The sequence below is a fragment of the Vibrio sp. CUB2 genome, assembly GCF_001557945.1.
In the GTDB taxonomy this organism is placed as follows: domain Bacteria; phylum Pseudomonadota; class Gammaproteobacteria; order Enterobacterales; family Vibrionaceae; genus Vibrio; species Vibrio owensii.
On record NZ_LNRB01000004.1, the window covers coordinates 295881 to 320220 of the forward strand.

At 44.4% G+C, this 24340-nt stretch carries 24 protein-coding genes; 14 read left to right on the forward strand and 10 right to left on the reverse strand.

All coding sequences use genetic code 11. The features are described from left to right. Nucleotides 1-74: 74 nt before the first annotated feature. Nucleotides 75-689 carry a LysE family translocator gene (locus ATB78_RS08330; RefSeq protein WP_009704775.1) on the forward strand — a complete coding sequence of 205 codons (615 nt, stop codon included), beginning with the start codon at nt 75-77 and terminating at the stop codon, nt 687-689. 158 nt (nt 690-847) lie between these two features. On the opposite strand, the gene ATB78_RS08335 is transcribed toward ATB78_RS08330, so the two are convergent. Next, nucleotides 848-1069, reverse strand: coding sequence for a hypothetical protein (locus tag ATB78_RS08335; protein WP_005442428.1), 222 nt, complete (start codon nt 1067-1069; stop codon nt 848-850). Between the two features lie 256 nt (nt 1070-1325). Beyond that, nucleotides 1326-2759 (reverse strand): glyceraldehyde-3-phosphate dehydrogenase, encoded by a 1434-nt coding sequence (locus ATB78_RS08340; RefSeq protein ID WP_061008369.1) that lies wholly within the window; start codon nt 2757-2759, stop codon nt 1326-1328. A 631-nt stretch (nt 2760-3390) separates the two neighbouring features. Here ATB78_RS08340 and ATB78_RS08345 point away from each other — a divergent pair. Together ATB78_RS08345 and ATB78_RS08350 are read left to right on the forward strand one after the other, a co-directional pair. After that, entirely contained in the window at nt 3391-6027 is a 2637-nt protein-coding gene (locus tag ATB78_RS08345) for an ATP-binding protein (protein WP_061008370.1), read from the forward strand. Nucleotides 6028-6086: 59 nt separating this feature from the next. Continuing rightward, nucleotides 6087-7076, forward strand: a complete 990-nt coding sequence (locus ATB78_RS08350; RefSeq protein ID WP_061008371.1) for a Gfo/Idh/MocA family oxidoreductase — start codon at nt 6087-6089, stop codon at nt 7074-7076. 79 nt (nt 7077-7155) lie between these two features. On the opposite strand, the gene ATB78_RS08355 is transcribed toward ATB78_RS08350, so the two are convergent. Next, the gene (locus tag ATB78_RS08355; protein ID WP_061008372.1) at nt 7156-8481 is read right to left on the reverse strand and encodes an MATE family efflux transporter; all 1326 of its coding nucleotides are present in this window, start codon (nt 8479-8481) and stop codon (nt 7156-7158) included. 123 nt (nt 8482-8604) lie between these two features. Continuing rightward, nucleotides 8605-8919 carry a DUF496 family protein gene (locus ATB78_RS08360; RefSeq protein ID WP_005442423.1) on the reverse strand — a complete coding sequence of 105 codons (315 nt, stop codon included), beginning with the start codon at nt 8917-8919 and terminating at the stop codon, nt 8605-8607. A 238-nt stretch (nt 8920-9157) separates the two neighbouring features. Here ATB78_RS08360 and ATB78_RS08365 point away from each other — a divergent pair, with 238 nt between their 5' ends. The 5 genes from ATB78_RS08365 to luxQ all read left to right on the forward strand — a co-directional run bounded on the left by ATB78_RS08365 (nt 9158) and on the right by luxQ (nt 14457). Continuing rightward, entirely contained in the window at nt 9158-9361 is a 204-nt protein-coding gene (locus ATB78_RS08365) for a hypothetical protein (protein WP_009704769.1), read from the forward strand. Nucleotides 9362-9454: 93 nt separating this feature from the next. Next, nucleotides 9455-10108 carry a YceH family protein gene (locus ATB78_RS08370; protein ID WP_009704768.1) on the forward strand — a complete coding sequence of 218 codons (654 nt, stop codon included), beginning with the start codon at nt 9455-9457 and terminating at the stop codon, nt 10106-10108. Beyond that, a complete protein-coding gene (locus tag ATB78_RS08375; RefSeq protein WP_005442413.1) occupies nt 10105-10428 on the forward strand; it encodes a GIY-YIG nuclease family protein in 324 nt (107 codons plus the stop codon). Before ATB78_RS08370 ends, ATB78_RS08375 begins: the two co-directional genes overlap by 4 nt. A gap of 352 nt (nt 10429-10780) precedes the next feature. Beyond that, entirely contained in the window at nt 10781-11878 is a 1098-nt protein-coding gene (locus tag ATB78_RS08380) for an autoinducer 2-binding periplasmic protein LuxP (protein ID WP_061008468.1), read from the forward strand. Next, a complete protein-coding gene (gene luxQ, locus ATB78_RS08385) occupies nt 11878-14457 on the forward strand; it encodes a quorum-sensing autoinducer 2 sensor kinase/phosphatase LuxQ (protein ID WP_061008373.1) in 2580 nt (859 codons plus the stop codon). Before ATB78_RS08380 ends, luxQ begins: the two co-directional genes overlap by 1 nt. A gap of 57 nt (nt 14458-14514) precedes the next feature. Here the strand turns inward: luxQ and ATB78_RS08390 are convergent, their stop codons facing one another. Both ATB78_RS08390 and ATB78_RS08395 read right to left on the reverse strand, forming a co-directional pair. Continuing rightward, nucleotides 14515-15177: a PilZ domain-containing protein gene (locus ATB78_RS08390; RefSeq protein ID WP_061008374.1), complete on the reverse strand. Its 663-nt coding sequence runs from the start codon at nt 15175-15177 to the stop codon at nt 14515-14517. A 93-nt stretch (nt 15178-15270) separates the two neighbouring features. Further along, nucleotides 15271-16197 carry a DMT family transporter gene (locus ATB78_RS08395; protein WP_061008375.1) on the reverse strand — a complete coding sequence of 309 codons (927 nt, stop codon included), beginning with the start codon at nt 16195-16197 and terminating at the stop codon, nt 15271-15273. Nucleotides 16198-16346: 149 nt separating this feature from the next. On the opposite strand from ATB78_RS08395, the gene ATB78_RS08400 reads away from it, so the two are divergent. Continuing rightward, on the forward strand, nt 16347-16802 hold the full coding sequence (locus ATB78_RS08400; protein WP_061008376.1) for an Lrp/AsnC family transcriptional regulator: 456 nt from the start codon (nt 16347-16349) through the stop codon (nt 16800-16802). A 44-nt stretch (nt 16803-16846) separates the two neighbouring features. Continuing rightward, complete coding sequence (locus ATB78_RS08405) at nt 16847-17461, forward strand: class I SAM-dependent methyltransferase (RefSeq protein WP_061008377.1); 615 nt, start codon at nt 16847-16849, stop codon at nt 17459-17461. Nucleotides 17462-17517: 56 nt separating this feature from the next. On the opposite strand, the gene ATB78_RS30310 is transcribed toward ATB78_RS08405, so the two are convergent. Next, nucleotides 17518-17748 carry a hypothetical protein gene (locus tag ATB78_RS30310; protein ID WP_078609136.1) on the reverse strand — a complete coding sequence of 77 codons (231 nt, stop codon included), beginning with the start codon at nt 17746-17748 and terminating at the stop codon, nt 17518-17520. 175 nt (nt 17749-17923) lie between these two features. Further along, nucleotides 17924-18289 (reverse strand): hypothetical protein, encoded by a 366-nt coding sequence (locus tag ATB78_RS08410; RefSeq protein ID WP_240537374.1) that lies wholly within the window; start codon nt 18287-18289, stop codon nt 17924-17926. 351 nt (nt 18290-18640) lie between these two features. Between ATB78_RS08410 and ATB78_RS08415 the strand changes: the two genes are divergently transcribed. The 4 genes from ATB78_RS08415 to secF all read left to right on the forward strand — a co-directional run bounded on the left by ATB78_RS08415 (nt 18641) and on the right by secF (nt 22850). Beyond that, nucleotides 18641-19315 carry an SH3 domain-containing protein gene (locus ATB78_RS08415; RefSeq protein ID WP_061008378.1) on the forward strand — a complete coding sequence of 225 codons (675 nt, stop codon included), beginning with the start codon at nt 18641-18643 and terminating at the stop codon, nt 19313-19315. Nucleotides 19316-19459: 144 nt separating this feature from the next. After that, nucleotides 19460-19939: a hypothetical protein gene (locus ATB78_RS08420; RefSeq protein ID WP_039839760.1), complete on the forward strand. Its 480-nt coding sequence runs from the start codon at nt 19460-19462 to the stop codon at nt 19937-19939. A gap of 167 nt (nt 19940-20106) precedes the next feature. Next, nucleotides 20107-21945, forward strand: coding sequence for a protein translocase subunit SecD (secD, locus tag ATB78_RS08425; protein WP_054823757.1), 1839 nt, complete (start codon nt 20107-20109; stop codon nt 21943-21945). A 2-nt stretch (nt 21946-21947) separates the two neighbouring features. Next, nucleotides 21948-22850 carry a protein translocase subunit SecF gene (gene secF, locus ATB78_RS08430; protein ID WP_009704757.1) on the forward strand — a complete coding sequence of 301 codons (903 nt, stop codon included), beginning with the start codon at nt 21948-21950 and terminating at the stop codon, nt 22848-22850. Between the two features lie 118 nt (nt 22851-22968). Here secF and ATB78_RS08435 read toward each other — a convergent pair whose 3' ends face one another. Both ATB78_RS08435 and ATB78_RS08440 read right to left on the reverse strand, forming a co-directional pair. Then, nucleotides 22969-23235, reverse strand: a complete 267-nt coding sequence (locus ATB78_RS08435; RefSeq protein WP_061008379.1) for a hypothetical protein — start codon at nt 23233-23235, stop codon at nt 22969-22971. A gap of 13 nt (nt 23236-23248) precedes the next feature. Continuing rightward, complete coding sequence (locus tag ATB78_RS08440; protein WP_033005057.1) at nt 23249-23869, reverse strand: LysE family translocator; 621 nt, start codon at nt 23867-23869, stop codon at nt 23249-23251. Between the last annotated feature and the right edge of the window lie 471 nt (nt 23870-24340).

Below are 24340 nucleotides of genomic sequence, written 5' to 3' on the forward strand. Positions count from 1 at the left end.
GTTAGTATGAAAAACTTTGATTTCTAATTATACCTATTCCGTTGATAGATTAGCGTCAAAGAGGGGAGATTCTTATGACACTAACAGTTTGGTTATCACTTTTTACCGTGTGTTTATTAGGGGCAATGTCACCAGGTCCAAGTTTAGCGATTGTCGCTAAGCACTCGTTAGCTGGTGGCCGCATGAATGGTCTGGCTACCGCATGGGCGCACGCGTTTGGTATCGGTATTTATGCGTTCATTACCTTGATAGGTTTGGCAGTGGTACTTCAACAAAGCCCATTGCTATTTAAGACTATCAGTTTGGCAGGTGCAGCTTACTTGGCGTATCTCGGTTTCAATGCATTGCGCTCAAAAGGTGGTGTGGCAGCGAAGCTCGAATCTGGTGAAGAAACGACAGTTTTACAATCGGCGCGAGAAGGCTTTCTTATTTCGATTCTAAGCCCGAAAATTGCTCTGTTCTTCATCGCATTGTTCAGTCAGTTTGTGGCACTGGGTAACGATCTGAGCAACCAAATGATTATCGTCGCGACACCGTTTGTCGTCGATGGTTTGTGGTACACGTTCATCACATTGGTGCTGTCGAACTCGCGCGTCGTTGACCGTATTCGCTCAAAAGCGGTACTGATTGACCGACTATCTGGCATCGTTTTGATGCTATTAGCCGTGCGAGTGGTTGTGACGATTTAACCAAGTCGAACGCATTGTATAAAAAGCAGAAAGGCTACCGCGATGGTAGCCTTTCTTGTATATGGCAGATAAAAAAACATCCTAACTCTTAACGAGATAGGATGTCAGCAAAGAAGGTTGCTCAGGAACATAGGGGGAGTGTGGAACCTTCAGAAGCGTTAGCGACGAACTTCTTCAAACTCGCCTTCAATCGCGTCGGATTTGCCTGTATTGAATTCATACTCTTCATGCATTTCTTGTTGCATTTGCTTCACGCGCTTTTCAATACGTTTACCAGTAATCAGGGCTGCGATGGTCAATGGAATCGCCATGATTAGGCTGAATACCAAAGTAAAAAAGCCAGTAATCAGTGCTAGTGCAGTAACGATAATTCGATTCATAATCATGACCTCTCTTTCAATCTATGGGTTCATATTAGTGCGCTGAACATGAACGAAACATGAATATACCGTTCAATTTCGCATCGATTTGTCTGAGGAATGTCAAAGTGCCTTAAAAACGAAAAAACGCCTGAGGGTCATCAGGCGTATAAGCGGGGAAGTATATTAGTAATGCGCAAGGCGCTTATTATTTAAAACAAATGCTGGGGTGTTGCTCGTTACACATTGTGGTTAACGTTGTGGAGCAAGGTTCACCTTATTGAGGGAATGTTTGGTAACGAACGCCCATCATTTGTTCCATACAGTGTACAACTTGGCAGCTGTAACCGAATTCGTTGTCGTACCAGATGTACAATACACAGCGCCTGTCTTGAGCAATGGTCGCTTGGCCATCTACTACGCCTGCGTGGCGAGATCCAACTAGGTCGCTAGATACGATTTCTGTCGAGTCTGTGTAATCGATCTGCGCAGAAAGCTCAGAGTTTAATGCCATTTCACGTAGGTATTCGTTTAGCGAATCACGGTCTACATCTTCACCTAAGTTTAGGTTCGCAACTGCCATTGATACGTTTGGAGTCGGTACACGAATTGCGTTGCCTGTAAGCTTACCTGCAAGTTCTGGCAGTGCTTTAGCTACCGCTTTCGCTGCGCCTGTTGAAGTTAGAACCATGTTCAACGAAGCGCTACGACCACGACGATCGCCTGAGTGGAAGTTGTCGATTAGGTTTTGATCGTTGGTGTAAGAGTGAACGGTCTCAATGTGGCCAGAAAGCACACCGTACTTATCGTTAAGCGCTTTTAGAACCGGAGTGATGGCGTTAGTCGTACAACTTGCTGCAGAGATGATTGTGTCATCTTCTTGAATCACAGACTCATTCACACCAAATACTACGTTCTTGATGTCGCCTTTACCTGGTGCAGTAAGCAGTACTTTCTCTGCTCCGTTACAAGCTACGTGTTGGCTAAGACCTTCCGCATTACGCCAAACGCCTGTGTTATCAACAACAAGTGCGTTGTTGATACCATAAACCGAATAGTCCACATCACTTGGGCTGTTAGCGTAAATGATTTGAATGTAGTTACCGTTCACGATTAGCGCTTTACGCTCTTCGTCAATCACGATACTGCCGTTAAATTGTCCATGAACAGAGTCACGACGCAGCAAGCTAGCACGCTTTTCTAGGTCGCCTTTCTTACCGCCACGCACAACAATTGCACGCAGACGCAGTGGGTAACCAGGACCGCTCTTTTCAATCAGCAGGCGAGTCAATAGGCGACCGATACGACCGAACCCATAAAGCACCACATCACGAGCAGCCAGAGATGAATCTGCATCGCGAGCACCATGTAAAGCGGTGTGTAAGAAGTCGTTAAGTGCAGCTGTGTCTTCGTGATCTTTCCAGTACATACCAGCAAGCTGACCAACATCTACGCGGCAAGATGAAATGCTCATTTCGCACAATGCTTGGATGATTGGCATGGTTTGTTCTAGAGAGAGAGGGCTTCCGGTGTAACGTCTTGCAATGCGGTGAGTTTTGAGAATGTCTATGGTTGTTGCGTTGATAAGTGTTTTACCAAACAGAACCACTTCGATTCCTTTTTGACGATACAGCTTACCAATAAGAGGGGAGATAGATTCAGCAATCGTTTGGCTAGTTTGCCAGTCTTGGAGATATTTCTCTGGACTCATTGTTGTTTTGGACCTTTCACGTTTTGGGGGCTGACCTTACTTTTTGCTGTTACCTCAACGGTAGAGCGTGAAGTGAGGGTGTTTTGTAATTGGGTTGTAATAATTATGTGTGCGGATTGTACGGGTGGAGGTCTTATTCTGCTAGGAAAAATAAATCCAGTTTAACGTGTGGTAAATCGTCATTTTAATGGTTGATTAATGTGACTAAGGCAGGGTTTGATGGGGATTGACTTTTTACAAATATGAAACTTAATTCGCGATGATAAAGGATCGTTTCAAATGGAAAGGTTGTAACAATGATAGGGTGCATTTTGTTTTTGTGACTCTTGTTATCTTTAACACGAAAATAGTAAACGTTTTAGGCGCTTTTTAGCGATAGTTCGGGATTCACCAATGGTATGAGTCGATTTAACCAAATCTGTTTAAAAATGATGCTGCAAAATTTTGCAAGCAATCACACTTTTTGTTCGGTTAACCTTGGTGCAACAAAGGGCTCTAAGTGTTGTTTTTGCCTATTTGGGCAGATAAGCGAAGCAAAAGCGCCAATAAAACCCTTCGCATAAGTTCATATTCAATCTATGAAAGTAGTCTAGTATTAATTCGAGGGCCTTTTATTAACTCGGGCGAACGGATGATAAAACTTTCTATAAAACTACGTTTAGCTCTACTCGCACTGTTACCTGCGGTGGTTATTTCTGTGTTTGCCGTTCACCAATTCTCAGTTAACTCCCAACGAGTCGCCAGACTCAATCAAACCGTTAGTAATATCCAAGGCTTAAAGCTGATTTCAGAAGCCTCTCACTTTGTATACGAGATGGAGAAAGAGCGTCACCAATATGGAGAAGAACAGCCTCTTCCTATTGAAGTCAAAGTTCAACGAGATAAAGCGCTCGCTATTTATGACAAGTTCATGAAAAACAGCCACACCTTGGAGTATTCCGAAGATTTAAAGCAAGCCATGTTAGATGTGATCTCTGGTGACATAAGGGGCAGTGTGGATGCAGGAGATTGGTCATTTCGTCTCTTACAGGAAATGTCTGAAGCATTGGTTCAGCATTACCACCTATTCGACAGTGACGAAGCGCATTGGATGCAAGACTTCATTGCTTATCTCGCGCAGCTTTCTTATTGGACTCAAAAAGAGGCATGGTTAACCTATCGCTTGGTGTTAGAGCCAGAAAGCAAGCCGAATCAAGGGATGTTTTTCCAAGCAATTGAGAGACAACAGCAAAGTTTGGAAGGGTTCCTAAAGCTAGGGGCTTCAAATGAGCAAGTTGATAAACTACTGAGCTTGTACACATCGCCGCGCTATCTCTCTAGCATTGAAGCTCGTGGACGTTTGATGGCTGGTGAGTTGTCGCAATCGGACTATGTGACTTATCTGAGAGACCTTGACCACCGCGTGCAACGTTTACAAGTGATGACGGAAGGGTTCACTCAGCAAGTCGAGAGTGCGCTATTAGTTCAAGTCAGTTCTCAAAAACAAAGCATCACGTTGATGACGTCGGGAGTCATGGTCATCATCGTGTTGTTGTGCTGGTTGGGATTTGGCACTTGGTATCGAGTGCACAGCAAACTGGACGCCATCATTCACTCTCTCAACACTCTCATCCATGAGCATGTGAAAGGAGAGAAGGTTGCCGTTGACGGTAATGATGAATTCACCATTTTCGCGCAGCAAGTCAATCGCATGATGGAAGAGCAAAACCGACAAACAAAAGAGATTCTGAAAACCAAAGAGTCAGCCATCTCTGCAAACCGGGCAAAATCGGTCTTTCTTGCCAGCATGTCCCATGAAATACGAACTCCGCTGAATGGCATTATCGGAATGACGGAGATACTGTCCCGAAGTGATCTTTCCGATCATCAGAAAGAAGTCTTAACCGATATTGATACTTCGTCTCATACGTTGTTGACTCTGCTAAACGACATTCTCGATTTATCGAAAATTGAATCCGGACACTTGCAACTTTCTTTAATCGAGACGGACATTCGCGAGGTCGTTTATCAGTCGATGATTTTATTTCAATCCAAGGCAACGTCTAAGCAATTGGAGTTAAACATCAACCTGGATGAACGTATTCCTCCGCGCATTATGGTCGACGATCACCGAATCAAACAGATCATCATGAACTTAGTTTCTAATGCGGTGAAGTTCACCCATGAAGGGCACATTTCAGTCGATGTTGATTATCAAGAGTCGACGACGCAAAAGAGCGTTTTCCTAACGTTCAGAGTGACAGACACTGGAGTGGGTATTGAGCGAGACAAACTGAATATCATCTTCGAACCTTTTACTCAGGAAGATGAAGGCATCTCGCGCCAGTTTGGTGGTACCGGATTAGGTTTAGCGATTTGTCGTCAATTGGTTGCCATGATGGGGGGGAAACTCACTGCGACGTCATCGAAAGGGATTGGAACCAGTTTCGAATTCTCAATCGAAGTGGAAGTGCTTCCAATTGTTGGTTGGCGTTCAGAAATTATCCGAACCGGTATACTTATCGCAGACCAATACTCTTACACCGATCAAATCGTTAAAGAATGCCGCTTGGCAGGAATACAACTCTCAGAGGTTAAGCACATTGATGATTTGACCTCCTCCGCAAGAGAATCTGAAGTTATTTTTTACTGTCATGATGGCAAAAGTAAGCTGGATTCAGCTATTGATGAGTTAGAGAGTTATGTCGACGCGAGCCGAATCATTGTGTGTCAGCATCATCTCACCACCACCTATACCAACTCAGAACGAATTCATGCGGTGCTGACTCAGCCATTCCTTGGAAATCGCTTCCGGCATGCCATTGATGAGCTTGCTCAAGTTGAGCAGAATGCTGAAAGTTACCGTGTCACTCAATCCGCTGTGATTCACAATATTAATCAGTCACGCACGCATCGTCGTATTTTGATTGCCGAAGACAATTTGATGAACCAAAAGATAGCCAGTTTCTTTCTAGATAAAGCAGGGTACGATTATCTCATCGCGAGCAATGGGCAGGAAGCTCTGGAGGCAATCACTACAGGTGAGCAGTTTGATGCCATTTTGATGGACTGCATGATGCCGGTAATGGATGGGTTGACTGCGACAAAAGAGATTCGTCGTTGGGAGAAAGAAGTCGGGAGCGACAAAATCACAATCATTGCTCTTACAGCCAGCGTGCTAGAAGAAGATATCCAAAACTGTTTTGCTGCAGGGATGGACGCATACTTACCGAAACCTTACAAATCGAATCAACTATTTGAGTTGTTTAATGAACTAAAGCTTGCTTAAATCGCACTTGAAAGCCGGACTCTTTACGGCTTTTAGAACGATAAAGAAAAGGAAGTAACATGTTCAAACTTGCTGTAATCGGGACAAACTGGATCTCTCAACAATTTGTTGAAGCAGCGATTCAGACCAAAGAATTTTGCCTTCAAGCCGTTTACTCACGCGACGTAGAGAAAGCGCGTGAATTTGGCTCACCTTACAACGCAGAAGCATACTACGACAGCCTAGAGGCGCTGGGTGCCGATGAGAGTATTGATGCGGTGTACATTGCGAGCCCTAACTCATTTCACGCGCTTCAGGCAATGCAAATGCTTAAAGCCGGTAAGCATGTGATTTGTGAAAAGCCGATGGCGTCTAATTATTCTCTTGCTCAAGCGATGTTCAAAACGGCTGAAGAAAATAACGTCGTATTGTTTGAAGCCTTCATGTCGCCATACACACCAAACTTCCAAGTGCTAAAAGATAGCCTTCCGACGATTGCTCCTCTTCGTCATGCCACCATTAGCTACTGTCAATATTCATCTCGTTACCAGAAATACCTGAACGGTGAAAATCCAAATACCTTCAATCCAGAGTTTTCTAACGGTTCTATCATGGACATTGGTTACTACTGTGTTGGTTCTGCTGTTGAGTTGTTTGGAGAGCCTAACAGCGTACAAGCAAGTGCTCATGTTCTGCCCTCAGGTGTTGATGGTTGTGGCAGCGTGACGCTCGCTTACGATGGCTTTAATGTGAACCTATTGCACTCGAAGGTGAGTGATTCACTTATCCCAAGCGAATTCCAAGGTGAACAGGGCAGTGTGCTGGTGGATATGATTGCCACAGGTCGTGGCGTTGAACGCATTCTACGTGGTGAAGGCAAAGAGGTTCTCACGCTACCTCAAGAAGAGAACCACATGTTCTATGAAGCCCAGGCGTTTGCTAAGCAACTGAAACTTGGCTCGATTGATCCTCAAATGAAGCAGCGCTCATTGACGGTCGCCAAAGTGCTAACCGAAGTGAGAAGACAAACTGGTGTTGTGTTCCCTGCCGATAAAATTGCATTGGGTTAATTTACTCAACTTCCCTACCAAATACTAAAAAGCCCTCGTTGTGAGGGCTTTGTTTTGTGCGATATTCTTAAATTGCTTTTTAAGCGGATGCAAGCTTATGAATGGTTTTGTGGTACGTAATATAAGCGGCAATGCCAGCCATTATGTTACCGATACACGCCCCTATAAGTAGGCCTTTGATTCCGCCCATTTGTGCACCGATCCATAGGCAAGGAAGGAAAAACAAGAACAGACGCAATGCTGAAATCGTTAACGCGGTGTACGACTTGCCTAAAGCGTTACAGATAGACACCATAAGCATACACACGCCCAAAGAGCCCAAGCTAATTGGCACAATCATCAGGTGCATTTCAAGTACGTTGGTCACTTCTGCATCGCTGGTCATCAGCAGCGCAAGTGGATCTGCGGCGATAAATGTAATCACTGCAATCAATAGTTGGAAACCTAGAATGAATTTCACCGCGATAGAAATCAGCGACTGGATGTCAGTGTAGTTTTTCGCCCCCAACAAACGACCAACCATCGGTGGCATAGACATGGTTAATGCCAATACCGAAACGATGGCGAAGAACTCGTAGCGAGACCCCAAGGCCCAAGAAGCGACAGCGGCAGTCCCAAAGCCTGCAAGTAGCTTGGTCGCTAACATAGATGATAGCGGTGGTAGAAGCTGGCTGATCATCGCTGGGCCCATGATATTACCAATGGAAGTGATGCTCTTAACCACATTCAAATCTTGCCATTGGAAGGTTGCCCAATGGTTTCTTTGAACACGGGGAGCGACGACCAATATACCGAAACCAAAGGCGATGATGGTAGCAATTGCCGCACCGTTAATTCCCAAATCAAACGTGAAGATAAATAACGGATCGAGCACTAAGTTCACACCGCTGGTGACCATCATCATGGTGCCAGGTAGCATGGTGTTGCCATTTGCGCGGCAGATACTGTAGTAGAAGTACAGCACCGCACCTACCCAAGAACTCAACAGCCACCAAGGCCAGTAACTGTCGATGATTGGCATCACGGTATCAGGTGCGCTCAACAGTGAGAGAATAGGGTAGCGCAATAGCCAGATAAGTAGGCCAAATACAGCCACGCCTACAGAGCCAATCATCAGGACGAGACCGCCTAATTGTTTTGCATAGCGACTGTCATTCGCGCCTAGCGCTTTTGAAATAACAGCGGTGGTAGCAATGCCGAGGCCAACCTGAATGCCAATGACCACCATTTGCAAAGGCAGAGTAAAGCCTTGAGCCGCAAGCGGCAAAATGCCCAGTTGACCGATGAAGGCACTGTCAACAAGTTGAAAGCTCATCAATGACAACACACCAAAGAGCATTGGCCATGTCATAGTAAACAGTTGTTTTGCTAACGTCGGTTGTGCGTTAGAAGAAGTAGAAGGCATAGGAACGTTGAGTGTGTTTAGAACAGAAATTGATTTTATTGTACACAGTGTACAACAAAGAGACAAAAAGAAACCCCGAGCAAGTTGTCCCTGCTCGGGGTTGAATTCTGAAACTAATTCGACTTATTTTTTGCCGCTAGTTTGCTTGTCTTCTTCAGTCAGTTCGCGGATACGACGGCTGATGTCACGACGTGCTTTAGAGATTTCTGCACTTTTGATGATGTGATCGTCAACGCGGTCTTCGTAATCTGCTTTCATGTTTTTGATGATTGCTAGGATTTCATCGTGAGTCATTTCTGGCTTGATGTAGTCTAGTAGGTTTTCTAGTAGATCTACACGTTTACGGTTGTCACGAACTTTTTTCTCGTTATCAAGCAGCTCACGTTTTAGTTTGTTTTTACGACGAGCTTGGTTCACGATTTCAAATACGCTACTCATGGTTCCCTTTCCTAATTTGTGAATATCTGACTCGATTAAAGCACAACATCTCGTGGCATAACAGTCTTTAGATCAAACGTCATGCTGGGTTGAGCATTTATCCATCAATTCTGATGAGCTATTAACAATCGAGTGTTAAAAGCGTGAATGTTGCTCACTTGAACGCAGGGACTCGTTGTCATGGTGATGCCTTCGCTATATTATCAGCGTCATTCAATACAAAAATATGAAGCTCGAAATGAACTCTGGGACTATTGCGGAGCAAGTTGAAAGCCAAGATGTCGAGACCCAAAACGACTCTCTGGCGGCCAAGCTCAAAGCATCCTATGTTGCGGCGAGAACGCAACTTGAAATCACTGAAGTCGAACTCAATCGTTCGAAGATAATGATGATTGATGAGAATGGAAAAATGACCAAGGTGTCGATTCTCTCAGAGCATTAAGACCTAACCCGATTCGCAAAGGGTGTCAGGTCCATGCGCTATGCTTTAGCCTGATACCCAAATTCAAATGCAACAATAATAAGGAAATGCATTATGAAAGTTGAGCTAACGGCAATTGAAGCACGAGTAATTGGCTGCTTAATCGAAAAAGAAGTGACCACCCCCGACCAATACCCTCTAAGCCTTAACGCGCTGACTAACGCATGTAACCAAAAAAGTAACCGCGAACCAGTAATGTCGCTATCCGAAGCCGATGTACTGGATGCGGTTGATGCCCTGATTGAGCGCCGCCTAGTCAGCGATGAAAGTGGTTTTAATAGCCGCGTGAGCAAATACCAACATCGATTCTGCAATACTGAATTTGGCGATCTAAAACTGACGGAGCAAGAAAAGGGCATCGTATGCTGCATGTTGCTTCGTGGTGCGCAAACTCCAGGTGAAATCCGCACTCGTACTAACCGTCTGGCTACTTTCAATGATGTAAAAGAAGTCGAAAACGTACTTGAGCATCTAGCAAGTGATGAGAAAGGCCCGCTTGTGGTTAAACTTCCTCGTGAAGCTGGCAAACGTGAATCACGCTACATGCACCTATTCTGCGGTGAAGTGGATGTGAGTGAGTTGGCAGTAGCAAGCGCGGCGCCTTCTTCTGCGGGTTCTGAACGTATTGCTCAATTAGAACAAGAAGTCGCGGAACTTCGTGAAGAGCTTGCAGCGCTAAAAGAGCAGGTTGAATCTCTACTTTCATGAGTGAGACCGCCGAGCAGAATTGGAGTGTCTACCTGATTCGGAATAACCGCAATGCGCTGTATTGCGGTGTGACGAATAACGTTGAGCGACGCTTCAAGCAGCACGAGAGTGGGAAAGGCGCGAAAGCTTTAAAAGGAAAAGGGCCGCTAACGTTAGAGTGGTCCTGTTCTTTTGAGAACAAAAGCATGGCAATGAAGGCTGAATATTTCATCAAGCAGCTTACCAAGACGAAGAAAGAACTGTTGGTGCAAAAAAGCGCCGATATTCAGGTAGGTGAAGACCAATTGCTTGCATTTCAAACCCGTAAATCGCAACGCTAAGAGCTCATCCAGTGGCTGGACAGGCGTTTGAGTTACATCTAGCAAGTACAACCCTCAATCGGTCAAAAAGTGCAAAACTGTGCAGCTAATTCAACGTTTGTCCTCTAAATTAATACCTAATTATGTCAAAAAATAAACCGCCTTCAAATGGCGGTTTATTTTTGGCGCTTGTGGGTATCATTTCGGGCGCTTGTACCACATAATACGTTGATGTCCGTTCGGCTTTATATCAAAAATATTTATATAGAAACGGACAATTTATGGAAGATGAAATTAATAGGGTAAAGGATGACTCGGCTAGGTAATAAAATAGAGCAGCTCCATGCTCCATAAAAAACTAAATGAGCAACAAATGAATAAAGCGTTACTATTTTCCTTAATTTCTATGGTGAGTTTTTCTCCAGTTACCCACGCCACTCAAGTGTTGAATGGGTACTGGGCATATCAAGAATTCTTAGATGAATTTCCTGAGCAGAGAAAACTGACCAATGCGTTGGCGGAAGCCGTTCGAGAGCATCCTGTTCCGCTTTCTAAAACCAAAAAGCGTCCACTCAAAATATCGGTTGTTTATCCAGGGCAACAAGTGTCCGATTATTGGGTAAGAAACATCGCTGCATTTGAAAAACGATTAGACAAGTTGAATATCAACTATCAAATCAACCAAGTATTTACACGACCAAATGCCGATATTAAGCAACAGAGCTTGTCATTAATGGAGGCGCTTAAGAGCAAATCCGATTATTTGATTTTCACGCTTGATACGACGAGGCACCGTAAATTTGTAGAGCACGTGTTAGATTCCACCGACACCAAATTAATTTTACAAAATATCACCACACCAGTGCGTGAATGGGATAAGCATCAGCCATTCTTATATGTTGGGTTTGACCACGCAGAAGGCAGTCGTGAACTTGCAACAGAATTCGGAAAGTACTTCCCAAAACACACATATTACAGTGTGCTTTACTTTTCTGAAGGGTACATTAGCGACGTAAGAGGTGACACTTTCATTCACCAAGTTAACCGTGACAATAACTTTGAGCTACAATCAGCGTACTACACGAAAGCAACCAAGCAATCTGGCTATGAGGCCGCGAAAGCAAGTTTAGCGAAACACCCAGACGTTGATTTTATTTATGCGTGTTCGACCGATGTGGCCTTAGGTGCTGTCGATGCATTGGCTGAGTTGGGTCGTGACGACATTATGGTTAATGGATGGGGTGGAGGCTCTGCTGAGCTAGACGCTATTCAAAAAGGCGATTTAGACATTACCGTCATGCGTATGAATGATGATACTGGCATCGCCATGGCAGAAGCCATTAAGTGGGACTTGGAAGGAAAGCCAGTGCCAACCGTATACTCCGGTGACTTTGAAATTGTCACAAAATCGGATTCACCGGAACGAATCGAAGCGCTTAAAAAGCGTGCATTTAGATATTCAGATAATTGATGACGACAACGCGTTCAACTATAAAAAAGCGTCGCTCTCTGGCGACGCTCATTACAAAGATCATCATCCTTGTTCTTGCTCCGATCATTCTCGGGATTTTCATTCAGAGCTACTACTTCTCCAAGCAGATCATTTGGCAAGAAGTGGACAGAACCAAGCAACAAACCTCTGCACTGATCCACAATATATTTGATAGCCACTTTGCGGCGATTCAAATACATCATGACAGCAATACTAAAAGTGAAGTGATTCGTGATTTTTACACCAGTCGAAATACGGATGCGCTCAACTTCTTCTTTCTCAGCATCGACCAGAGCGACCCGTCACATACACCAGAATTTCGCTTTCTTACCGATCACAAAGGCATCATTTGGGACGATGGCAATGCACATTTCTATGGTGTGAATGACCTGATTCTGGATAGCCTTGCCAATCGAGTGACCTTTAGCAACAGCTGGTACTATGTGAATGTGATGACTTCTATCGGGTCAAGGCACATGCTGATTCGTCGAGTTCCTGTATTAGACCCACCAACTGGCGAGGTGCTTGGCTTTTCGTTCAATGCCGTTGTGTTGGACAACAACTTTGCGTTGATGGAAAAGCTCAAGAGTGAGAGTAATGTCGATAACGTCGTCTTGATTGCCAATAACGTGCCTCTGGCTAACTCTTTGATTGGCGATGAACCTTATGATGTGGTGGATGTCCTTCACCGTAAAGCTTCAGACAGAAGACTTGATAAGCTGTTGGTGATTGAAACGCCAATTGAAGTGAATGCTGTGACGACCGAGCTTTGCCTGTTGACGGTACAAGACAACCAAAGCGTCGTGACGTTACAAATCCAACACATTTTGGCCATGCTGGCTTCTATCATTGGTATGATCATGATTGCGCTCATGACCAAAGAGTGGATTGAAAGCAAAGTGGCGGCTCAGTTGGAATCTTTGATGTCCTATACTCGCTCTGCGAGAGAGGAGAAGGGGTTTGAACGATTTGGTGGCTCGGATATCGAAGAGTTTGACCACATAGGCTCAACCCTAGAAAGTACCTTTGAAGAGCTAGAAGCACAGAAAAAGTCGTTCCGAGATCTGTTTAATTTTGCGCTATCTCCAATCATGGTTTGGTCTGAAGAAAGCATCTTGATTCAAATGAACCCAGCAGCGCGCAAAGAGTTAGTGATTGAAGACGATCACGAAACGATGCATCCGGTATTCCAAGGCTTTAAAGGCAAACTGACGCCACACCTTAAGATGGCCGCACAAGGCGCGACATTGACGGGCGTTAATGTGCCTATCGGTAACAAGATCTATCGTTGGAATTTGTCGCCAATTCGTGTTGATGGCGATATCAGTGGCATCATCGTTCAAGGCCAAGACATTACAACGCTTATCGAAGCCGAAAAGCAGAGTAATATTGCTCGTCGTGAAGCGGAGAAATCAGCGCAAGCACGAGCCGATTTCCTTGCCAAGATGAGCCATGAAATCCGCACGCCGATCAACGGCATTCTTGGTGTTGCTCAGTTGCTTAAAGATTCGGTAGAGACGGAAGAGCAGAAGAACCAAATCGACGTACTTTGTCACAGTGGCGAGCATCTGTTGGCGGTATTGAACGACATTCTTGATTTCTCGAAGATAGAGCAGGGTAAATTCAATATTCAGAAACACCCATTCTCGTTCACCGATACGATGCGCACGTTGGAGAACATCTACCGCCCAATCTGTGCGAACAAAGGGGTCGAATTGGTTATCGAGAACAAACTCGATCCGAATGTTGAGATCTTCACTGACCAAGTTCGTCTCAACCAGATTTTGTTTAATTTGGTAAGCAACGCCGTTAAGTTCACCCCTTCTGGTTCGATTCACTTGAATGCCGAACTGGAGCAATTTTACGGCGCAGATAACAGCGTTTTAGTGGTGGAAATCACCGACACGGGTATCGGTATTGAATCCGACAAACTAGATCAAATGTTTGAACCTTTTGTGCAGGAAGAGGCAACGACCACACGTGAATACGGCGGAAGTGGCCTAGGTTTGACCATCGTGAAGAACCTTGTCGACATGCTAGAAGGTGACGTTCAAGTTCGCAGTAGCAAAGGGGTGGGGACCACGTTTGTTGTGACGCTTCCAGTGAAGGATCGTGAACGCGTATTGAGGCCTTTAGAGGTCAGCCAACGTGTTAAGCCAGAGCTATTGTTTGATGAGAGTTTGAAAGTGCTACTGGTGGAAGACAACCACACCAATGCGTTTATTCTTCAGGCTTTCTGTAAGAAGTACAAGATGCAGGTGGATTGGGCGAAAGATGGGTTGGAAGCGATGGGGTTTCTTGCTGATAACACCTATGACCTCATATTGATGGATAATCAGTTGCCGCACCTTGGTGGTATCGAAACAACACATGAGATTCGTCAGAACTTACGTTTAGGTACACCGATTTACGCATGTACAGCGGATACCGCGAAGGAAACCAGTGATGCGTTTATGGCAGCAGGCGCGAACTATGTCTTACTTAAGCCGATAAAAGAAAACGCATTGCATGAGGCGTTTGTCGATTTTAAGCAGCGGTTCTTGCTTGAAAGGACATAATGAAAAAGAGAAAGGGAGCGAAATGCTCCCTTTTTGTATCTGGTTGTTTGCCAAATCTTAAATAGTGCTGGCCGAAAAAGACTGCTCTAGCAGTTCATTCTTGAGCGCTTCCGTCATATCGAGAGGCTCTGCAAACTTAACCCCAATAATCCAGCCTTTTTGTAGCTTCTTGATATTGGCGATAGAGCAACAGTTGTCTTCATCAATGTAGCTACTTAGAGGGGACTCAATCGTGATCCTATCACCGACCGCAAACTCTGGTTCAATCAGAGTGGATATACCACACCCAGAAAGTGAGAAGTCCACCAAACAGCCGTCGTATTTATTGCTCATGTGGTCGATCGCGCAATCTAGTTGCAATTTATAGCGTTCATGTTCTCGTACTGGTTTAGTTGCAAACGTTGCAGGGATTCGAATAAACAGCAATGGCGAAGGACGAACTAAGTTCATCAACACGCTAGTTTTGAAAGCGACAACATGCCCAAGATCGGTGTCCGATACACCACGAATAACAACGTCGACATTGTTGAGTTTTCTAAGTGCTTGTTCTTCCAATAAACGAGTCGGTATATCGAGGATGATATAAGCGTTTTCTTTCAGCCCCAGATAGGTCGCAGCGTAAATGTACTTTTCGTCCTGACCAAACTCAAAGTTAATTGAGAGTCGCATCCCTGTTTTTAGGAATTTATTCAGTTCATCTTTAGTATGAGTGGATGGCATAACATCTGACGTTTTAATTTATTATCCAGACAGGTTATCAAATCGCCGTTTTTGCTTTCAATAGGCGACATGAAAAGTTATGCAGTTTTATTCTTATCTGTGAACGGGAGGCTGATAATTTTGGCTAGGATCTTGTTTCATCAGCACATTGCTTGCGACGATGCTTCCGCAGGTAACGAACAACAGCGCACACCAAGTGAGAGTATCAGGTTGTTCGTTAAAGACAGGAATGGCTAATAACGTTGCTAATACGGGTGTGAGTGAGCCGAATGCCGCACTGGCTTCTGCACCTATGGTTCTAACCGCATAAAGGAAGGTGAACGATGCCAACAAGCCTGCTCCTATGCCTTGTAACATTATGTGACCAAACAACTCATTCCAAGGCCATTGATTGACAGGCGTTGTTGCAAGGTAGCTATCAAGCCAGCCAAAACCAACCGCGATGATCAGTAGTGCAAATGAAATCAGCGAAACAAACCCAGCACAAACATACGCACTCAAATTGGCGACGCGCGCGCTGATGGTGAAGCCTGCCCACATCAAACTGCCAACCAAAAACAGAAGATGTCCTTTTAATTGTAGCCAGTTGTATTCTGCACCAACGTTAGATAGCAAGAAGATCAGGATGCCGAGTAAAACTGCGGATAAGTCAATAATGCGATGTTGGTTTAACGGTTGTTGATAACACACTACTGCGATAGCAGAGACAAATAGAGGCAAAGTGCCAGGGATAAGTGCGCTGCCATGAGAGACGGGCGCAAAGTGCATTGCTGTACCAGCGACAAGGAGATAAGGCAGGCCGCTGCCCACAACGAGACCCAGCAAGTATTTGCTCGGTACAGCACGGATGCTATCCATAGACTTTAGAACGAATGGAAGCAGCACAATGGCAGGGATAAGAAAGCGCGCTAATGCAATGTCGGCGGGTTGAAGGTTTGATATCGCGCCCCCGCGTAGTGAGAGAAAAAAGCCCGACCAAAGAAATAACGTGGTGATGATTGCGGCGTATCCAAGTGCCATAAGGCGTTCCGTGCGTTTGTAAATAATGTGTTAATTATCGAATGAAAGTGGCGCTCAATGGTGGCAAAATATGACCGAATATAATTAGAACTTAGCGATTTTCATCTTAGAATGAACATTACTTGGTGAAATTTGGCAGGGAAGACGTAATGGATAAAATCGATCGACTGTTATTGGATTTGATCCAACAAGACGCCACAATGACGACAAGCGAGCTCGCGGATAAGGTTGGGCTTTCTGCTTCGCCTTGCGCGCGAAGAATAAAACGCCTAGAGCAAGAGGGCGTGATCAGTGGTTACCGAGCAATGATTTCTCGCGAACAAGCAGGTATTGCGATGACAGTGTTCGTAGAAGTCAGTCTAAACAACCATCAAGCGACCTCTATTGATGATTTTGAGCAAGCAATTAGCGATATGGAAGAGGCGATTTCATGCCATGTGGTCTCTGGCGCCTATGACTACTTGTTAGAGGTCGTGAGTAAAGATCTCACTGGGTACGAAGCTTTCACGCGTAAATTACAACGACTTGAAAACGTCAAAGACATCCATACGCATCTGGCCATCCGCCAAGTGAAGGGTAATGGTAACCTGCCAATTTACTCGTAAGTACGGCGATTCACGGTTAATCCATACAAAGGTAATAAGGCATTATGAAGTGGCTCGATAGATTACGGATCGCACACTATCACCGCAAAAGACACAAGCAGTTTGGTGACGACAAAGCGAGAACACTTGGTTGGCAAGACACTTTTAGCCAAATCACACGCTTTGAAGCTCTATGCCGAGATCTAGAGTTAGATGGCAAAAGCGTTCTCGATATTGGTTGTGGTTATGGAGACTTATTGACCTTCATCGAACAAAAGGGCAGCAGTCCAAGCCTTTATGTTGGCATCGATCAGCAAAAACAGTTTGTCGCGGAGTCTCGCAAGCGCAGTTTCCAGACGAAGACTGATTTTATTCGTGGTGACTTTTCGAAATTGGTGCTGCCAAAGTCGGACTACGTGTTTGCTTCGGGTTCACTGAATTACCAGTCCGCAAACCCGAATCATACAGTAGAGATGATAGAGAAGATGTATCATGCTGCGAACATCGCATGCGCGTTTAATCTTCTGGATGAGGCCAAATTACCGAGCATGAGATTGTTAGAATCTCATAACAAAGAGGGCGTGTTACGTTACTGCAAATTGTTGAGTGAAAGGAGTTATCTCATTGAGGGTTATTCCGACCATGATTTCACGGTGGTGATGCCTAAGCTAAGAAAATAGCGTGCAATAAAAAACGGAGACAGTTTCCTGCCTCCGTTTGCGTATTCTTTTAAGCCTTATTGGTATTTGTATTTTGAGATCTCACAGTTGCCTGTGTGTCTATCAACCTTGAATGAGAACGCGGCTGAATGGTATTCCCTCCCATCGCTCCAAATTGTTTCTCCAAAGATTTTACAAAGGTCCAAATCACTGATTGAACCAAACTCTTTAACGTGCCTAACTACTGACAAAAACTTGGCTCTGGTAGCATTAGGACAATCCCTGTTACTTAAACGATTGATAACCATTGGTTTAGCATCATCTCCAGCCAAATGTGACTTTATATTAAATTTTGTTAATGGGTAAATTACCCAAAAACTGGTCGCAAGTAAAGCGTTATTGTGACGTACATCTCTATTATTTGACCTGTTTGTCTATTAATTGCTCAATTTTAAAAAGGGAACAATCCCAATATGAACAGATTTAATCGGAAACATTTTTTGCGTAATTTATCACTTCGATTTCTTTACCGTATTGGTTAGCTAAGGTGAGATATTTACCCGCTAAAACGCGGAACTCTTCCTGCATCTCAAGGGTGTTGGTGAGATACCAGTTGGCGGAAATTTCATTCGATTTGGAGCCACTTTTCTGGCAGTAAAAAACAATACGTTTCCAATTCTCTGCGATGTTTTGTGAGTGGTGCATCAAGGCATTAATGGAACGCGACATCTCAATAAACTCTTGTTGTTGCTCTTTGGACTCCAACAATTGCTTTTTCAACATGGTTTTATTGGAAGGGGTTCGCCAAAGATTGGTGAGCTCATCAACTGAGAAGGTTTGCGAGAGCAACTGGTGCTCATTGTGCTCTCTCAACCTCTCATTAAACAAATTTGCATGCTCATTGTAGTTGGACTCTAAACGGTTGAATTGGGTAAGATTGTCATTCCACGATGCGTGATCACATTGAAGATTTGCCAAAGCGGGAAAAGGCAGGAGTAACAATATCCAACTGAACTTGTTCATCATTCTTTTCATGCTTACGGCTTTCAGGTTCATTGTTTTGCAATGAATGGTTTTACGATTATTGGTTTTGAAATTATTTGTTTTCACGTTAATTGGTTTCGCGTCAGCTATGCATCTTCTATCAGTATAGTTAGTGTGGAAGCGTCTACTGCATAAGGAACGAAAAAGGAATTGAACATGAAGAAAGCCCTGATAGCGTTGGCCATTTTGCTTCTATTAGGCGGAGCAGGAGCCGGGTATTACTTTTTCTTTATGCAAAAAGACGAGCCAGTGGTTGAGCAAAAGCCAGAGCCAGAGCCTGAGCAACCAAGCGAGCCAGAAGAAAAGCCAAAGCCGATCATGGATCTCGAAGCTCCGGCACCGGAAATCACCGAATACTACGTGACCGAGCGACGCATTAACGTGTACAACAAGCCGGAGCACCAAGCCTTAATCGTTGATTCTCTGTACAAAGGTGTGAAAGTCTCTGTGCTTGAAAAAGCCGATGGTTGGTTCCGCCTATCAGATTACATCGTGTATGAAGAGGGTCGGGAAGAAACCGCTGAGTGGGTCGATTCAAAAGGCTTGTCTGATGCAGAGCCAGTTATCAAAGAACAAGAGCGTTTGGAAATCTTAGATGGTTACCTGCAAAAATCTGACGATTTAAAAACGCATTTGGATATGTTCCGCAACAAAACGCAGCAATTGCTTGATGATGAAACCTGTGACCCTAGTGATTTCGAAGAACTCGGTGGTTGGGTTCGCTCAGTTACCTATAAGAAGCGTAACGTGTATTTCATCTATTGCGGCGGGCTGGAACAAGAAAACAAAATCTACTTAGATGTGGATAAAGGCGAAATATTTTATCGATGAATATAGCCTCAACCCTTATGGTCATTGCTTTCCACGATTGAAAACAGAGATTTATAACTTTTTAGTTGTTAAGTATAAGCAATAGGAATACTATCTCCGAGCTGAGTTGAAGAACTCGGCTCGTTTTGTTTTAAGTGAGCTATCATGCCTTGGATTTACGTTAGAAAACTGTTTTTGTTGCTTCTTGCAATGGCTTTGTCGCCAATGCAGGCGTCGGCTGCACAAACAGAACAAAAATCCTATTTGCCTCACTTTTCTAAACTGCAGCCTTTTACGGCGAGCAGCTCAGCGTCGAACTCTCCGGTTGATTTCTCTGAACTGACTGAAGAAAGCACGCAGTCTCCAGTTTCTGAAGGGCATGCGCTTCAAGATTCACTGGCCATCTTTAATTCTCAGCGCTGGACATCGCATCTGCGTGAGAATATCGACGATGAACACATTGACTTCATTGGCGATTTAAATGCGCCTTTCTACGCTGATGCTGGCTACGCTTATAGCCTAATGGACATCAGCTGGCGTCAAAACCAATCCGTATTTAATCACTTCGTTAGCGACCATCGTCTTTCCGGCTGGAAAGAAACCAATGCCATGTACGTCGCCCTCAATAGTCAGTTTTCTGCGTAAGCACCATCACTCTGCACATCTTGTGCGTTCTTAACACGACAACTCTTCGACAGAGCGATTGAAGCTCTGGGCATTCTGTACCTGCATTTTTAATCAGGTGAGCGTTTTGTCGTGTCTTGAATCCAATTATTGAAAACTTCACTGTTTAGTGAAGGGATGATGTTTACATGAAGAAAACACCAAAACCACAAAAAACCAGAAAAGTGCTGAATCATTACTCAGCATGGAAATACGTCGTACTTATCACGACCATTATCATTTTAACCTTAAGTGCTATTCCAACTTGGTTTGGTGAGCAGCCTTCTATTCAGGTGACGTTTGCTGACCAAAACAACAGCGCAATGTCTGTGGTTCAGTTAGACCAATTGCTGAAAACGCACCACATTCCTGCGTCTAAGATCATTGAGAAAGACGGCAAAACTACCATCGTTTTTGATGGTGAAGACGCACAAAGTAAAGCGCGTGCATTGCTTAACGAACAGCTAGACAAAGATGACAACATTACGTTCTCTTACGTTTCTGTTGCACCTGAGTGGTTGAACGAAATGGGCTTTAGCCCTATCAAACTTGGTCTCGACCTTCGGGGTGGTGTGCAGTTCCTACTGAACGTAGATGTGAACAAAGCTTTCGAAGAACAACGTGATGCACTCGTTGATGAGATCAAAGCAAGCCTTCGTGAAGAACGTGTTCGTGGCGTTCAAGTTCGTGCAGAAGCGCACAACCACATCGCAGTAAACAGCGAAAATGAAGCAGGCCTAAAAGCGGCGAGCCAGTTCATTCGTCAGAACTACCCAGGTTGGACAATGACAAGTTCAGACCGTGGTTTTGAACTTCAACCAAGCGAACAAAATATCCAAGAATTCCAAACCACGACACTTCAACAAAACTTGAAGATCATGCGTGGCCGTATCGAAGAGCTTGGTATTACTGAAGCGTTGGTACAACGCCAAGGCAAAGAGAGCATTCGTATTGAGCTACCAGGTGTTCAAGATCCTGCTCAAGCGAAAAACGTTATCGGTGCAACAGCAAGTCTTGCGTTCTACGAAGTAAAAGACGCGGGTCAAGCACGTAGTAGCCAAGATCTCGTTCTGAAAGACAACGATGGCCGCACAGTAATCCTAACTAAACGTCCAGTACTAACGGGTGAGCACATCGTAAACGCGCGTGCGGGCGTCGATAAAATGGGCATGTCTGAAGTAAACATCTCTCTAGACCACGCGGGTGGTAAGAAGATGAGTGACTTCTCTGCAACACACATCGGCAAACCAATGGCGACCGTATACCGCGAGTACAAAACTGACGAACGTGGTATGACAGAGCGTAGTGAGCGCGTCATCAGTGTTGCAACTATCCAGTCTCAACTTGGTAGCCAATTCCGCATCACAGGTGCGGGCAGCATGGATGAAGCACAGCAACTTGCATTGCTTCTACGTGCGGGTTCTCTAACTGCGCCAGTAACCATTGTTGAAGAACGCACAATCGGTGCTTCTCTAGGTGCAGAAAACATCCAAAACGGTTTTGCTGCTCTAGCATTGGGTATGGGTCTAACACTGACATTTATGGCACTTTGGTACCGTCGTCTTGGTTGGGTTGCGAACGTGGCTTTGTGTGCAAACATGCTTTGCTTGCTTGGTCTAATTGCACTGCTTCCTGGTGCCGTGCTAACGCTCCCTGGTATTGCCGGTTTGGTTCTAACTGTCGGTATGGCGGTAGATACCAACGTAATCATCTTCGAACGTATCAAAGATAAAATGCGTGAAGGTCGTAGTTTTGCACAAGCTATCGACTTAGGCTTCGACAGCGCGTTCGCTACTATCCTTGATGCCAACATCACCACCATGATCACTGCTGTGATTCTATACGCTATTGGTAACGGTCCAATCCAAGGCTTTGCGCTAACGCTAGGCTTGGGTCTGATGACCAGTATGTTTACTGGCGTATTCGCTTCTCGTGCAATGATCAATTTAATTTGGGGCCGCGATGGCCGTCGTGATGTGAGGGTTTAATCATGGTCGAAATGCTAAAACAAAATATCCGCAAGATTCGTTACTTCACGACTGTAGTATCGGTAATTCTAACGATTATTGCTCTGGTTGCTCTTGGTATGAAAGGGCTTAACCTAGGTCTAGACTTCACTGGCGGTATGGTTACTGAAGTGAAAGTCGATAAACAACTGACTAACCACGATCTGCTTAACGCACTTCAACCTAAGCTTGGTGAATCAACATCAGTAACACGCTCAGGTGAAGATGGCCGTTGGGTGATTCGCTACTCTGCGCCTGCAGAAGGTCAAACACTACCGAGCGTAGCTGATGTGCTTAAGCCTATTTCACACCAAGTGGATGTAGTGAGTAACAGCATCGTTGGTGCACAAGTGGGTCAAGATCTGTTCGATCAAGGTGGTTTGGCACTATTAGTATCAGTACTAACGATTCTTGGTTACTTGTGTTTCCGCTTTGAATGGCGTCTGGCGAGTGGTTCTCTATTCGCATTAGCTCACGACGTTATCTTGGTATTAGGCTTCTTTGCGATTACACAAATGGAGTTCAACCTAACGGTGTTTGCTGCGATTCTGGCGATCCTTGGTTACTCGCTCAATGACTCGATCATCATCGCAGACCGAATTCGTGAATTGCTGGTGGCTAAGCAAAACTGGAAAACAGAGCAGATCAACGATGAAGCCGTACTGGCGACATTCTCTCGTACAATGGTGACATCAGGTACCACTCTGATCACTGTTGGGGCGTTGTGGATTATGGGCGGCTCGGCTCTGGCTGGCTTCTCAACAGCGATGTTTATTGGCGTACTTTCAGGTACGTGGTCATCCATCTCGATTGGTACGGTGCTTCCTGAATGGTTGAAGCTAGAACCAAAACACTACCTACCAGTAGAGATCGACACTGCACCATAATGCTTGGTGTTTAAGGTAAAAGTGCTTGCGCCACTCAATTTGAGTGGCGCTTTTTTATCTAGAGAAACGAGAAACGAGAAACGAGAAACGAGAAACGAAATAGAAAATAGAAGAGGGGTTATTTCACTCGCATCAAGCGATGTTTGACTGCTCCTAAATCAAACTCAATGATTTGCGAACGCTTCATTGATTCAACTTTGGTAAGCATCGCCTCTTTATACCCTTTCTTTTTCATCCATTGTAATGGCTCAGAAAAACTGTCTTCATTAACCACATAAGACTCGCCTTTATGTTCGCCCGCATAGACGTTGACAACCCACACTCGGGCCTGAAAATCCAACGCTTCACCAATAGATTGCTTGAGCTTGTTTAAAATGTTCTTCATAACTTAGGCTTTTCTAACTCATTAATAGCCATACACCCACACCCATCATCAAGGTGCCAGCGATTCGGTTCATTAAGCGTACGTTTTTTGATTGCCCCAGTAAACGCTTCAATCCTTTGCCGCCCGTTGCGTAAAGAGACATACAAATGAACTCAAACATCAAAATAATAGAAACCAGTATGACAAGCTGAGGTGCAAGAGCAGCACTCTGATCGATAAAAGGAGGCAGAAGAGAGATCATAAACGCCCAGCCCTTCGGGTTCGCGATAGCGGTAACAAAGCCCTGCAAGACCAAATCCCAGTTGCCGCTGGTAGGGACATCAACGTTCTCAACATTGATCGCGAGTTTGCCTCTTGAGCGCCACATTTCGATACCCAAGTAGAGTAGGTAACCACCACCAATCAATTTAAGTGCGGTAAATAACCAAGGGTAGTTAAGCATAATGGCTGCGATACCGAGTACTGCTGCGACAGAAACGAGAGCAACACCAACTAATTCGCCTGCCATCATCCATAGGGTTCGTCGATATCCGACACTCATCCCTAATGTTAGAGCAAGCGTCATGCACATCCCAGGCGTAATAGAGACAAAAAAGAAGGTGGGGATGAACATGGTTAACAAGGCTGTATTCATGAATATTGATGATTGTATAAGTAAACAACTAGGCCACAAAGATAGTGCAAAAGGAGAAGAGATGCCACCTCTAAACAATCTTGAACGCGCCAGTATAGAGTTAACATTCAATTATTTAATAAAACTTAAATAGTAATTAAATGCATGCGACATATTAGTGCGACATTGCACCAAAGAATGACATTTATAAATAAATGTGGCTAATTGGAATTAAGGTTAAAAGAATGTTTACTTGATATTTAATATTTTTCCAATAAACAAATTTATCACCAAGTGAGGTTTGTTTTAATAAATTAAATACTCAATAGAATGCTAACCAAATGATATATTTCATATTTATTAGTAAGTCGGTTAGAAGTATTGCTCCAATGATTTAATCGCAATTTATTACTTGATTGAAGAAGGATGATCTTAAACTCTTAGTCAATGTAACGCACATGAAAATGCGTGCAACTTGCTGAATAAGCAGTG